Source organism: Arthrobacter wenxiniae (genome assembly GCF_013376105.1).
Taxonomy (GTDB): Bacteria; Actinomycetota; Actinomycetes; order Actinomycetales; family Micrococcaceae; genus Specibacter; species Specibacter wenxiniae.
Map to the genome: position 1 here is coordinate 1 of NZ_JAAMFM010000049.1, position 13,195 is coordinate 13,195.

Below are 13,195 nucleotides of genomic sequence, written 5' to 3' on the forward strand. Positions count from 1 at the left end.
CCTTGTGTTCAGTTCTCCCATGCCCGCCACGACCTATCGTGACTGGCATAGATTTTTTATAACACGACAGGCATACTGATGCAAGGGGCATTTCTTCAAACAATCAAGGATGGCAACTAAGGAGCGGACTATCGTGGCACTCAATCCGAACACAGGTGGCGTGTATGCGATCTCCGTCGCGGCAGAACTAGTCGGCACAGGCCAGCAAAACCTCCGGCTCTACGAACGCAGGGGACTGCTGGAGCCGGGGCGCACCGAAGGCGGCACGCGCCGCTACAGCGAGGACGATCTGGTGACCCTGCGACGGATCGCGGAACTGCTCGGCCAAGGGCTCAACCTCTCCGGCATCCGCCTCGTCCTGACCCTGGAAAACGAAAACCAGTCTTTGCGGTCACAACTCCTTGACCGGGCCGCCAACCCCGGAACAACGCCACGGCAAACCCGGAACAAGACAGATGCAACTGCGCCGCGGTGACCTCCTGTACGCATGGTGGTCACGGGCTGCCAGCGGAAAATTATGGATCCTGCGATGGGCCGCACCACTGTGAGGCGATGCGGCCCTGCGTGCCAGATGGCCCCCCGTCGCCCCTGCCTGCTCTAATCGTTCATGTTGCCGGATCCCGGCGCTGATTCGCGACCCGGAAGGGTGAAAGGTGAAGTCTGGATTCGGCGGCAGGCCTTCTACTGGTCCAGGCCTTGATCGGAGTTCCCCTGCTGGTTGCTCGCATTCCCGGGCTCGTCCTCGAGCACAACGGGCCGTTCACTGTCCAGGCCAGGTTCGGGGTCCTGTTCATCCATGGTCCTGGCGTCGTCGGGGGCTATGGTCCCTTCGGCCAGGGCCGCCGCGTCCACGGGGTCCAACGGTTCGAATGCTTCGCTCATGACTGCCTCCTCGGGGGAATTTCAATTTAGAACAGAAAGGGCTTGGGTTCAATTGTTGGTCCCGGGCAAAAACTCTGACGGGATGCCGGAGGGACGCCGCTCCAGGGCCCCGCAGGCAACTGTTGCGGAACACGGCTCGGGCACTGACGCCGGTGAGTGCAACAAGCTGGGGCCGTGCGAACCGTTATGTAGCCGGTGCGGGGCCGGGCCCGTGCAGGCTCGCGGCCAAGATGTTGGCCATGGCCTTGAGGTGCTCCCTGCCTCGGCGGGGGAGCCCGTCAAGGTCGGAAAGCCTGTCTTCAGTGGCTGCGGAAAAGATCGTACTGACCCATGTCACGGCGCAGTCCTTGATCCGTTGGGCATCGGCGATGTCGGGCAGGCAACGACGCAATATGGCAGCGGTGTCGCGTTCCAGATTCCGTTGGAGCCGGCGTAGTTGGGCACGCACCTTCGGGTGGGTATCGGCCTCGCGCCAGAGGATCACGCGCAGCACTGCAGATTTGTGGTCGCTGAGGTTCAAGGCATCCAAAGTCCCGATCAGTCCGGCAGCAGGGTCCCCCGGAACAGCTAGAAGCTCGGCGTCCAGGTGGGTAGCCGGCAGCCGCTCGGCCATGAGCGCCACCAACACGTCGGCCTTGGCCGGGAAATAATAGAAGAGCAGCCCCTTCGCAACCCCGGCGGCCCGGGCGATCGAGGCCGTGGACGTGGCGCTGAAACCGTGTTGGGCGATAAGGTCCTCAGCGGAATCCAGAATGAGCGCCCTGGCGTCGCCGCGTTGTTCGGGGTGCTCCTGAAACCGACTTGTGCCCACCGTCTCCTCCATTCCTCGTGTCCCGGGAACAGTTTAGGGGCCCTGTGGAACCAAGGCCCCTAAACTGTTCCCTGTTGGCATGGGGCTCCAGCCCCGGGAGTGCCGGAGCCCTGCGGTAGGCGGACTTAGGCGGCCGCCGCCCGGTGATGGTGCTGGTCCTCGCCTGCCTTCATGAGCGAGGGCAGAGCCCATGCCGTGACGACGATGGTGACAATGCCGCAAATCCAGGCGGTGACGGCGATCCCCGTCATGGCCGTGAAGGCAAGCACCCAGGGAGAGATAAAGAGCAGCAGGCCCAGGACTCCTTGGGCCCATTCCACCGATGGCATGCGCGGCATGGACAGATTGACCAGTCCCGCAATGATCGTGAGAATCCCCAAGACGACCAGCGTCGTTGCGGCCTTGCCGTCACTCGTTGTCCAAATCGATGCCAAGGCAGCATACAAGCCAGCCGCGACGGCCACCCAGTTCTGCCATTTGGTCCACTTTTTCATCGACCTCACCTTCCTCTAACAGGTCGTTGACAACTTCAGATTTACTCCTGATTGACCAACCGGTCAAGAGCCTTTTGACGGTCCAAGCGGACGACGATGAGCTAAGGGAGGTGGGCCCGTTCCAGCCGCCGAATCGATGGGATGAGTCCGTGGCCAATCCCGGATGCATGGCCGACGTTCGACCCAAATGTCCCACAGGCTGTGAGGCCATTTGCCGTGGGGACACCTCCGAACGATTCTGGACAAGAAACTCAGCCCCACCCAGCGCACCTAGTACGCAGCGGCAGCCGTCGAGCACGGCAGGTCCAATTCGACGTCGTCGGCGGCGACTTCCACCGATCTGCTGTTCGACCACTTCCGGCTTCGCAGCTTTGTGGTGATTGGACCTAAGGCCGGCACGTTCGAGCCGGGGTATCTTGGCCAGCTGGGCATGGACATGGCTGCCGTGGACGACTTGATGGCCCACCCGGACGACAAGCCGACCATCGGCCTGCTGCCATGCAGAACCAAAAACACCGTGGTGGCCGAATACGCCCTGCGCGGTGACGGCGCACCGATTGGCGGGGCCGAATGGAAAACCCCAATCACGGTCTCCCTGCCGAAGCAGTCCAAATCCACCCTGCCGAGCAGCGAACTCCTGGAGGCGGAACTGGGCAACGGATGATGAAAGGAGTGAGGGGGCTGCCCGGCTCCGCCACCGCGTCAACCAAGGCAGCTGCCTCCGGCGGATTATCAATCTCCTTGTCGCCTTCGGCCGCAGTGGACACGCCGTGGCCGGCAGATGCGGCGGCACCCCCGACGGGTGCCAAACTTTGGCGCCCACCGCTCATGACGCTGATAACCCCTCCTACCGGCCCGCAACGGCGCGCGGGGCACCCTCTGCTGGTACCGTCAACATCAAGTCCAGACGCACGCGGGGAGAACAGACATGGCAGTGGCAGGCACCGGCTTTTCCGAGGCCGACTGGGAGGGCCTTGCCCTCGAGCAGCTGGCCGAGCCGCTGGGCTGGCGTCCCAAGCCCGGCGAGGAGATCGCGCCCGGCAGGGACGAGCGCGAATCCTGGTCCGAGCTGCTCATCCGCCCCCGCATTCTCGCCGCCTTGCAAAAGCTCAACCCCACGGTTCCACTGCAGTACCTCAAGCAGGCCCTCGCGGAATTCACCGCCCCCAAGTCCAACGACGCCATCACCGAAAACCAGCGCATCCACGCCTACCTGGTCCACGGCTACCGGCTCAGCTACATCGACGGCGACGGCACCGACGTCAACGCCACCATCCACCTGCTCAGCGCCGACCCGGACCGGAACGACTGGCTTGCCGTCAACCAGGTGACCCTCGTGGCCGGGGACTACAAGCGCCGCTTCGACTTGGTCCTCTACTGCAACGGCATGCCGGTCAGCATCATCGAGCTGAAGAAGGCAGGAAGCGCCCACGCCGACCTCGCCGCCGCCCACGCGCAGTTGCAAACCTACCTGCGCGAATTCCCCATGGCCTTCCGCTTCTGCGTCTTCACCCTCGCCAGCGACGGCATCCAGGCCAAGTACGGCACCCCCTTCACCCCGTTCAACCACTTCTCCCCCTGGAACGTCGACGACGACGGCGTCCCCGTTCCGCCGGGTTTCACCCTGGACGGGGAGGCCGTCACGGGTATGGAGACGGCACTTCAGGGCCTCTACAACCAGGACCGGTTTCTGCAGCTGCTCAACGACTTCACTGCCTTCGACGAAAGCGCCGACGGGCTGAGCAAGCGCATCGCCAAGCCCCACCAGTACTTCGCCGTCACCAAGGCCGTGGGAAACACGGTCCAGGCGGTCGAATCCAACGGGAAGGCCGGCGTCGTCTGGCACACGCAGGGGTCCGGCAAGTCCATGGAAATGGAACTGTACACCAACCGCGTGATCCGCCACCCGCGGCTGAAAAACCCGACGGTGGTGGTCATCACGGACCGCAACGAGCTCGACGGCCAGCTGTATGAGACGTTCGCGCAAAGCCAGCTGCTGCCCGAAAAACCGCGCCAGGTCCGGCGCCGCTCGGAACTGCGCGAGGAGCTGAGCAACCGCACCACCGGAGGCATCTACTTCACCACGCTGCAGAAGTTTGGCCGCAGCCAGGCCGAGAAGGAGGCGGGCTCCGACCACCCGCTCCTCAGCGACCGGCGGAACATCATCGTGGTGGTGGACGAGGCCCACCGCAGCCACTACGACGACCTGGACGGCTACGCCCGCCACCTGCGCGACGCCCTGCCGCACGCCACGCTCATTGCCTTCACCGGCACGCCGATCTCCTTTGAGGACCGCAACACCCGCGACGTCTTTGGCGACTACATCGACATCTACGACCTGACCCGGGCCGTGGACGACGGCGCCACGGTGCCCGTCTACTTCGAGCCGCGCCTGATCAAGGTGGGGCTGGCCGGTTCCGTGACCGAGGAGCAGCTGGACGCCGCGGCCGACGACGCCACCGTGGGCCTGGACATGACCGAACGTGCCCGCATCGAGGCGAGCGTCGCCGTCGTCAACGCCGTGTACGGCGCGCCGGAGCGCATCGCCGCCCTGGCCGCGGACCTGGTGGCGCACTGGGAGGGCCGCCGGGCCGTCATGCACAAGTTCATCGAGGGGCCCGGCAAGGCCATGATCGTGGCCGGCACCCGGGAGATCTGCGCCCGGCTCTACCAGGCGATCGTTGACCTGCGGCCGGACTGGCACTCCGGCGAGCTCGACGCCGGCAGGATCAAGGTGGTCTACTCCGGCGACGCGACGGACACTCCCCCGGTGTCCCTTCATGTGCGGCGGGACTCGCAAAACGCCGCCATCAAGGCCAGGCTCAAGAACCCCGACGACGAGCTGGAACTGGTGATCGTCAAGGACATGATGCTCACCGGCTTCGACGCCCCGCCGCTGCACACCCTGTACCTGGACCGGCCGCTGAAGGGCGCGCTGCTCATGCAGACCCTGGCCCGGGTCAACCGCACCTTCCGCGGCAAGGAGGACGGGCTGCTGGTGGCCTACGCGCCGCTGGCCGACAACCTCGCCAAGGCGCTGGGCGAATACACGCAGTCCGACCAGGCGAACAAGCCGGTGGGCAGGAACGTGGACGAGGCCATCGCCATGACCGTCACCCTGCTGGGGACGCTCGGGCAGCTGCTGGCCGGCTACGACTGGAAGGCCGTGCTGAACAAGGGCGGTCCGAAGGCCTGGATCAACGCCGCCACCGGGGCCACCGCCTACCTGCGCAGCCCGGCAACGCCGGGGAACGCGCCGTCGGACGGGGAGGAAACCCTGGCCGCCAGGTACCGCCGCTACAGCGGGCAGCTTTCGCGGGCCTGGGCGCTGTGCTCGGGCTCGGCCGCCCTCGCCCAGCTGCGGCCCGAGGTGCAGATGTACGAGGAGATCCGCGTGTGGATGGCCAAGTACGACGCCGCCGACCGGCAGGCCTCCGGCGAGCCCATCCCCGAGGACATCCAGCGGCTGCTGGGCGAGCTGATCGCGGGGGCGACGCAGTCGGGCGAGGTGCTGGACATCTACTCGGCGGCCGGCATGCCCAGGCCGTCGCTGGACGACCTCACGCCCGAGTTCATCGCCAAGACGAAGGGCGCCCGGAACCCCCAGCTGGCCATCGAGGCGCTGCGGAAGCTGGTGTCCGAGGAGTCGGTGGCGACCACGCGGAACAACATTGTGCGCCAGCGGGCCTTCTCCGAACGCATCACCGAACTGATGCGCAAGTACACGAACCAGCAGCTCACCTCCGCCGAGGTCATCGCCGAGCTGGTGGCCATGGCGCAGGAAATCGCCAAGGAAGGCGACAGGGGCAAGTCCTTCGACCCGCCCCTGGACCGGGACGAGCTGGCCTACTACGACGCCGTCTCCGACAACGAGTCCGCCGTCGACGTCATGGGCACGGGGGTGCTGGCGGAAATCGCCCGCCAGCTGGTGGAGGTCATGCGCCGCGACATCCGCACCGACTGGACCGTGCGCGACGACGTCCGGGCCAAGTTGCGCTCCTCCATCAAGCGGCTGCTGGTCCGCAACGGCTACCCGCCGGACAAGCAGCCGGCGGCCATCAAGCTGGTCATGGAGCAGATGGAATCCATGGCGCCGCGGTTCGCGGAGGCGCGGGGCTGAGCCCGGGTCTCAATCATCCGTTGCCGGGTCTCGACGCGCTCGCAGAGCTCGCTGCTCGACCACCGGGCTGCTCGATCAGCGGTTCGGCGACCATCCGATCGCCGGCGCGATGTGCTTGGCGATGTTCTCCAGCATCTTCACGTTGTACTCCACGCCGAGCTGGTTCGGGACGGTAAGCATCACCGTGTCCGCAGCCTGCACGGCGGCGTCGGCTGCCAACTCCGAAGCCAGCGCCGCCGGGTCCCCCACATAGCTCTTGCCGAACCGCGAAACGAAGCCGTCGATCGTCCCCACCTGGTCGTGGCTGTCCGCCTGCGAGCGGAGCCCAAAGTACATCCGGTCAACGTCGTCCACCACGGGGATGACGCTGCGGCTGACGGAAACGCGCGGGGTGAAGCCGTGGCCCGCGGCGGCCCATTCGTCGCGGAACAGCTGGATCTGCTCGGCCTGCAGCTGATCGAACGGCACGCCGGTGTCCTCGGTCAGCAGCGTGGAGCTCATGAGGTTCATGCCCTGCCGGGCGGCCCACACGGCCGTGGCGCGGGAGCCGGCACCCCACCAGATGCGCCGGGCCAGCCCGGGAGACTGCGGCTCAATGCGCAGCAACCGGTCTCCTCCCATGTACGCATGCTCGCCTGGCTGTGCCACGCCGGCGCCGGCAATCGCCGCGCGGAACCGTGCAGTGTGGCGGCGGGCCATGTCCGCCACGGTCTCGCCGTCCTCGGGGTGATAGCCAAAGTCCGCGGCTCCGTTCAAGGCCGGTTCGGGTGAGCCGCGGCTGACGCCCAGCTGCAGCCGGCCGTCGCTGATCAGGTCCGTGGCGGCCGCCTGCTCGGCCATGTACAGGGGATTTTCATAGCGCATGTCGATCACGCCGGTGCCGATTTCAATCCGACTGGTGCGGGCCGCGATGGCGGCCATGAGCGGGAACGGCGAGGCCTGCTGGCGGGCAAAGTGGTGGACGCGGAAGAATGCGCCGTCGATCCCGAGTTCCTCGGCGGCGACCGCCAGGTCAATGGCCTGGTGCAGCGAGTCGCCGGCCGTTGCCGTTCGCGAGCCGCGGCCGGTGCCGTAGTGCCCGAATGACAGGAAGCCGATGCGCTTCTTCAAATCTGTTCCCATGGTTGGCACAACGCGAACCGCCACCCCGCTATTCCATGCATACGCATAGAGCGGGGCGGCAGTCCGGGTCTCGACGCGCTCGCAGAGCTCGCTGCTCGACCACCGGCCGTCGCAGAGCTCGCTGCTCGACCACCGGCCGGTTTTAGCGCTTCTTGGTGATGTGGGCCACGGGGTCCGCGTTTTCGTCGACGGCGCCGCGTGCCTTCTTCTCGGCGCGCTTGGCCTTGATGGCGTGGCCCTTGTCCAACTTCTTGTGCTCGTGGTGGTGTGCTTGTTTGTCAGGCATGGTGAACACTCCTTACGTCCATGAACAGGTTCGCTTCGGGCCGTGCGGTCCAAATCGTTCCCCTCTTGAACGTTACGCCGATTTCCCACCGTCCAACAGGGCCGGTGTGCCGGCCTCCACGGTCACGACTCCTGGCGCCAGGAGTTCCACAGCGACGCGTACGAGCCGCCCGCCGCCAGCAGTTCATCGTGGGAGCCCAGCTCCGTGATGCGGCCGTGGTCCACGACGGCGACGCGGTCGGCGTCGTGCCCGGTGTGCAGGCGGTGGGCGATCGCCACCACGGCGCGCCCCGCCAGCACGGCGCTGAGCGAGAACTCCAGGTCGCGGGCGGCGGCCGGGTCGATCAGCGAGGTGGCCTCGTCCAGCACCAGGGTGTGCGGGTCCGCCAGGACCAGCCGGGCCAGCGCCAGTTCCTGCGCCTGCCCGGGCGTCAGGGTGTGGGCGCCCGAGCCCACCGCGGTGGCCAGCCCGTCGGGGAGGGCGCGCGCCCAGGCCAGGGAGCCGACGTCGGACAGGGCCTTTTCCAGCTCGGCGTCCGTGGCGCCGGACTTGCCCAGGCGGAGGTTGTCCGCCAGGGTGCCCACGAACACGTGGTGTTCCTGGGTCACCAGCGCCACCTCGCCGTGGAGCTCGTCCAGCGGGCGGTCCACCAGGGGCACCCCGCCCACCGTCACCGTGCCGGCCGTGGGCGGGTGGATGCCGGCGATCAGGCGGCCCAGCGTCGACTTGCCGGCGCCGGAGGGGCCCACCATGGCCAGCCGCTCCCCCGGCCGCAGTGCCAGGTCGATCCCGTGCAGCACGTCGTGGCCCGGGCGGTAGGCATAGCGCGCCTTGTCCACCACCAGCGAGTCGTCGGCCGGGACGGCGTCCGTGGCGGTGCGGTCCGCCTCGACGTCGCGGATGCCCACAATGCGGGCCAGCGAGGACGCGCCCACCTGAATCTCGTCAATCCACATGATCAGCATGTCCACGGGGTCGATCAGCTGCATGGCGTACAGCGCCACCGTGGCCACCATGCCCGCCGTGACCGTGCCCTGCGAGGCCAGCCAGCCGCCCCACAGGAGCACGCCGGCCACGGGAAGCCAGAAGGAAAATTCCGCCGCCGGGAACAGCACCGTGCGCAGCCCCAGCGTGTACTTCTCCCGCTCAAAGCAGCCACGCAGGGCCGCGTCGATGCGCCCGCGCCGGTGCGGGCCCAGGCTCAGGGCGTCCACGGTGCGGGCGCCCTCGATGGTTTCGGTGATGGCGCCGTTGAGCACGGCGTAGCTTTCGCGCTCCAGCAGGTAGCCGGCCGTGGCGCGCTTGAGGTACCAGCGGGTCACCGGGACCAGCAGCGGGGCGCCCACCAGCAGGGCCAGGGCCAGGACCGGGCTGGTGAAGACGGCCGCGGCGACGGTCAGGGCGATGGTCGCCACCGAGACGAGCACCTGCGGCACGCCAAAGCGGACGGTGTGGGAGACGGCGTCGACGTCGTTGGTGGTGCGCGAGACGAGGTCGCCCGTGCCGGCCTTCTCCACCGTGGAGAGCGGCAGCGAGGTCACCTGTTCCATGAACTCCTCGCGCAGCTGGGCGAAGACCTTCTCCCCCAGCACCATGCCCGTGCGCCGCGCCCACCGGGACAGCAGCCCCTGCACCAGCACAAAGCCGGCCAGGCACAGGGCCACCGCGGCCACGAAACCGGGCGTGGTGCCGCGGGTGATGGCGTCAACCAGGCGCCCCAGCAGGAACGGGCCGGCCAGCCCGGCGACGGCGGCGAGCACGTACAGCCCCACCACAAAGGTGAGCGGGCGCCGGTGCTGGCCCATCAGGCGCAGCCCCTCGGCCCGCACCGTGGCCGAGTCCGCCACAGGAAGCTTGGATTCACTCATCACCTGGCCCCTTCCCCCATTGAGGCACGGGTGTCCCCCGCCGGTTCGACGCCGGCCGTCGCGTTCGCCTGGCCTGTCGCGTGTGCGCCGTGCGGGCGGTCCGCCGCGGCGCGGCTGCCGGCATGGCCGTCCATGCCTTCGCCCCGGATCACCACCCGCCGGTAGGCGGGGACAGTGTCCAGCAGTTCGCGGTGGGTGCCCCGGGCGCTGACCGTCCCGTCCTCCAGGAACGTCACCGTGTCCATGGAGCCGAGCAGCAGCGGGCTGGCGGTCACCACCACGGTGGTGTTTCCCGCCGTTCCGCGCTTGCGGCGAAGCGCCGTGGCAATGCGCTGTTCCGTGTGGGCGTCCACGGCGCTGGTCGGTTCAATCAGGACCAGCACCTCCGCGTCGGTCAGCACCGCACGGGCCAGCGTGAGGCGCTGGCGCTGGCCGCCGGAAAAGCCGCGGCCCTTCTCCGTCACTTCGTCGTCGAGCCCGTTTTCGAGCCCGTCAAACACGTCGGCGGCGCTGGCCACATCCAGGGCGGCCATGATCTCGGCGTCGCTGTGCCGCCCGGCCGGGTCCAGTTCCTCGCGCAGCGTGCCGCTGAACAGCTGCGGCTCGGCGTCGGAGACCACAATCCGCCGGCGCACCTCGCGCAGCGGCACCAGGTGGAGGGCGGCACCGCCCCAGCGGACCTGGGCCTCGCGCAGCACGGCGTCCTCAAACCTGCCCAGCCTCCGGGCGAGCGCGGCAGACTGCGCAGGATCGGCGGAGACCACCGCGCTGAGCGTTCCGGGCACGGCCACCACGCCGGTGACCGTGTCAACCAGGGCGCTCGGCGAGGAAGGCCCCGGAACGGTTGTCCCGGCGTCGTGCACGGCGGACGGGGTGGACAGCACGTCGATGATGCGCCGCGCGCCGACGTGCGCGCGGATGAAGCGGGAGACGGCGTCCGCGGCCGTCCGGATGGGCGAGACGAGGAACACGGCATAGCCGTACAGTGCCACCAGCTGGCCCGGCTCGATCCGTCCGGACACGGCCTGCAGCGCCCCGATCCAGGTGAAGGCCACGCCGAAGGCGCCCACCACCAGGACCTGCACGGCGTCCAGGTCGGCCAGCGAATAGGCAACCTTGTTCCCGGCCAGCTGCGTTTCCCGCGAGCGCTGGCGGTAGCGGTCCACGAAGATGTGCTCGCCGCCGATTCCGCGCAGCACGCGCAGCCCGGCCACGGTGTCGGCGCCCAGGGCCGTCATCTTTCCGGCGGCCTCCCGCTGTGCCTTTTGGCGCCGCTGGAGGGGCCGGATCACAAACAGCAGCATGGCGCCGCAGAGCGGCACGCCCAGCAGGACCACCAGGCCCAGCTGCCAGGAGGAGAGGAACACCAGGTATGTCACCAGCAGGTAGCCCACCACCGAGCCCGCCAGCCGCGCGCAGACATCGTAGATCTCGCCGATGCGCATGGCGTCCGACGCCGAGGTGGAGACCACCTCGCCGGTGGAAAACTTTTGCGGCAGGGCATCGCCGCTGCGGGTGACCTTGTGCCCCACCAGCTGGGCGGACCGGTAGGCCGCCTGCATCCAGCTGCTTACGGCCGTGCGGTGGCGCAGGGTTGCCGACCCGGACTGGAGCAGCGTCAGGCCCACGAGCACCGCGACCCACAGGGTCAGCCGGGCGAAGTCGCCGGCCACAATGCCCTGGTCCACGGCGCGGCCCAGCACAAACGGGGTCAGTGCCTGGCAGGCCGTCCACACGGAGCCGTACACCACGCCCGCCAGCAGCGTGGCGCGTTCGGCGCGGGCCAGCCACCACAGGAAACGGGCCGGGGACCGGAGGTCGGGGGAACCGGCGTCGTGAAAGGGAAATGAGCGCACAATGGCCTTCTGGAAAATCGGGGGTGGGCGGCAGACAACATGGACGCGATCAAGCGGTCCGCAATCGGCGGCGCGATCGGCGTTCACGGGGGTGGCTGCAGTTCTATCTCACAACTGCTTACCCTAACGCAAGATATCCGCCCTGGGGAAGCCTTTTGGCGGCAGCTTCGGGCGCTTGTTCGGGCGCTTGACGGGCAGTCCGCGGCGCCATCTTCTAGAATCATGGGTAGGCACTTGCGGCAGAACACCTGCGCATGACGGGAAAGGGGCACGGCTTTGGCCACAGACCACGCCTTGCGCCATGACCAGCTGGTGCAGACGGTGGCCCATCTCTACTACATGTCCGGCGCCACCCAGCTGGAGATTGCGTCGGCGCAGAACCTCTCCCGGGCCACGGTTTCGCGGCTGCTGGCCGAGGCCAAGCGGCGCGGGGTGGTCCAGGTCCGGATCGGCCCGCCCGTGGACCGGATGCCGGAGCTTGAGGCCCGCCTGCGGGCCACGTTCAGGCTCAACGACTGCGTCATCTCCATGGACCGGCCGCGCTCCCTCTACGAAAAGAACAACCGGCTGGGCTATGTTGCCGCCCGCTATCTGGAAACCCACCTGGACGGCGTGCGGCAGCTGGGCGTGGCCGCCAGCCGGACGCTGTCGTCAGTGGCCAAGTCGCTGAGCCCCGGGGTCCACAGCGGGCTGACCGTGATCGACCTGCTCGCCTGCCCGTCGCGCCTGGACCGGTCCGGCGACGAGCGCATCCACGTCGGCGAGCACATCTGCCAGCAGCTGGGCGGGAACTTTGTCCCCCTGCCGGCAAACTTCCTGTATCGGGATCCCGCGGCCAGGACGAAGGCGCTGGAATCCCCGGACGTGGCCTATGGGCTGGAACTGGGGCCGCACAGCGACCTGGCCCTGATCGGCCTGGGCTCCATGCAGCGCTTCGACGGCACAGGCACCTACAGCCCCGTTTCGCCAGCCTCGCTGGCGGACCTGGCGGCTGCCGGCGCGGCGGCCCACCTCTGCGGCCACTTCTTCGACCATCAGGGCCGCGAGGTGGTTTCCGAGGTCACCGACCGGTTGATCGGCATCACGCTGGACGACCTGCTGAAGATACCGCGCCGCATGATGGTCACGGCCGGCCCGGCCAAGGTGGTCCCGCTGGCGGCGGCCATCCGCGGCGGCTACGTCAACGAACTCGTCACCGACGAATCCACCGCGCGGGAGCTGCTCGCCACGTTCCGCTGAGTCCTCATCTGTGACGACTAGCGGAACAGGCCGCTGTACGCGTTGAGGGCCAGCTGGCCGCCCAGGTGCGCGTAGAGAACGTTGCTGTCCGCGGGAATGTCCTTGCTGCGGACCAGGTCGATGAGGCCGGCCATGGACTTTCCCTCGTAGACGGGGTCAATGATCATGCCCTCGAGGGAACCGGTGAGGTGGATGGCGTCAAGTGTGGATTGGACGGGGATGCCGTAAAAGTCGCCGGCCCAGCCTTCCCTGACGTCGATTTCCTCGTCCCGCAGCTCGCGGCCCAGCCCGATCAGCTCCGCGGTGTGCCGGGCTATCCGCCCCACTTGCGCGCGGGTCTTCTCGATCGTGGCGGAGGCGTCGATCCCGATCACCCGGCGCGGCCGCTCCTGCCCGGCGAAACCGGCGATCATGCCGGCGTGCGTTGACCCGGTGACGGTGCAGACCACGATCGTGTCAAAGAAGATGCCGAGCTCCTTTTCCTGCTGCTCCACCTCGTAGGCCCAGTTGGCAAAGC

The 13,195-nt window shown here is 67.9% G+C and carries 12 protein-coding genes; 4 read left to right on the forward strand and 8 right to left on the reverse strand.

The features are described 5' to 3' along the window. The first annotated feature begins 133 nt into the window (after positions 1-133). A complete protein-coding gene (locus G6034_RS19010; protein WP_343038165.1) occupies positions 134-475 on the forward strand; it encodes a MerR family transcriptional regulator in 342 nt (113 codons plus the stop codon). 206 nt (positions 476-681) lie between these two features. Here the strand turns inward: G6034_RS19010 and G6034_RS19015 are convergent, their stop codons facing one another. The 3 genes from G6034_RS19015 to G6034_RS19025 all read right to left on the reverse strand — a co-directional run bounded on the left by G6034_RS19015 (position 682) and on the right by G6034_RS19025 (position 2,187). Next, the gene (locus tag G6034_RS19015) at positions 682-882 is read right to left on the reverse strand and encodes a hypothetical protein (protein WP_176636671.1); all 201 of its coding nucleotides are present in this window, start codon (positions 880-882) and stop codon (positions 682-684) included. Between the two features lie 184 nt (positions 883-1,066). Then, positions 1,067-1,693 carry a TetR/AcrR family transcriptional regulator gene (locus tag G6034_RS19020; protein WP_218064082.1) on the reverse strand — a complete coding sequence of 209 codons (627 nt, stop codon included), beginning with the start codon at positions 1,691-1,693 and terminating at the stop codon, positions 1,067-1,069. A gap of 125 nt (positions 1,694-1,818) precedes the next feature. Continuing rightward, entirely contained in the window at positions 1,819-2,187 is a 369-nt protein-coding gene (locus G6034_RS19025) for an SPW repeat protein (protein ID WP_176636673.1), read from the reverse strand. 373 nt (positions 2,188-2,560) lie between these two features. Here G6034_RS19025 and G6034_RS20030 point away from each other — a divergent pair, with 373 nt between their 5' ends. Together G6034_RS20030 and G6034_RS19035 are read left to right on the forward strand one after the other, a co-directional pair. After that, positions 2,561-2,851, forward strand: coding sequence for a PDDEXK nuclease domain-containing protein (locus tag G6034_RS20030; RefSeq protein ID WP_343038166.1), 291 nt, complete (start codon positions 2,561-2,563; stop codon positions 2,849-2,851). A gap of 264 nt (positions 2,852-3,115) precedes the next feature. After that, positions 3,116-6,307 carry a type I restriction endonuclease subunit R gene (locus G6034_RS19035; RefSeq protein WP_176636674.1) on the forward strand — a complete coding sequence of 1,064 codons (3,192 nt, stop codon included), beginning with the start codon at positions 3,116-3,118 and terminating at the stop codon, positions 6,305-6,307. Between the two features lie 75 nt (positions 6,308-6,382). On the opposite strand, the gene G6034_RS19040 is transcribed toward G6034_RS19035, so the two are convergent. The 4 genes from G6034_RS19040 to G6034_RS19055 form a co-directional block, all read right to left on the reverse strand. Then, the gene (locus tag G6034_RS19040; RefSeq protein ID WP_176636675.1) at positions 6,383-7,429 is read right to left on the reverse strand and encodes an LLM class flavin-dependent oxidoreductase; all 1,047 of its coding nucleotides are present in this window, start codon (positions 7,427-7,429) and stop codon (positions 6,383-6,385) included. A gap of 142 nt (positions 7,430-7,571) precedes the next feature. Further along, positions 7,572-7,715 (reverse strand): hypothetical protein, encoded by a 144-nt coding sequence (locus tag G6034_RS19045; RefSeq protein WP_176636676.1) that lies wholly within the window; start codon positions 7,713-7,715, stop codon positions 7,572-7,574. Between the two features lie 122 nt (positions 7,716-7,837). Next, the gene (locus tag G6034_RS19050; protein ID WP_176636677.1) at positions 7,838-9,583 is read right to left on the reverse strand and encodes an ABC transporter ATP-binding protein; all 1,746 of its coding nucleotides are present in this window, start codon (positions 9,581-9,583) and stop codon (positions 7,838-7,840) included. Next, positions 9,583-11,439, reverse strand: a complete 1,857-nt coding sequence (locus G6034_RS19055; protein WP_176636678.1) for an ABC transporter transmembrane domain-containing protein — start codon at positions 11,437-11,439, stop codon at positions 9,583-9,585. The genes G6034_RS19050 and G6034_RS19055 overlap by 1 nt, the downstream gene beginning before the upstream one ends. Before the next feature lie 276 nt (positions 11,440-11,715). Between G6034_RS19055 and G6034_RS19060 the strand changes: the two genes are divergently transcribed. Next, complete coding sequence (locus tag G6034_RS19060) at positions 11,716-12,678, forward strand: sugar-binding transcriptional regulator (protein WP_176636679.1); 963 nt, start codon at positions 11,716-11,718, stop codon at positions 12,676-12,678. Positions 12,679-12,695: 17 nt separating this feature from the next. On the opposite strand, the gene G6034_RS19065 is transcribed toward G6034_RS19060, so the two are convergent. Continuing rightward, a partial coding sequence (locus G6034_RS19065; protein WP_176636680.1) for a pyridoxal-phosphate dependent enzyme occupies positions 12,696-13,195 on the reverse strand: 500 nt, incomplete at its 5' end.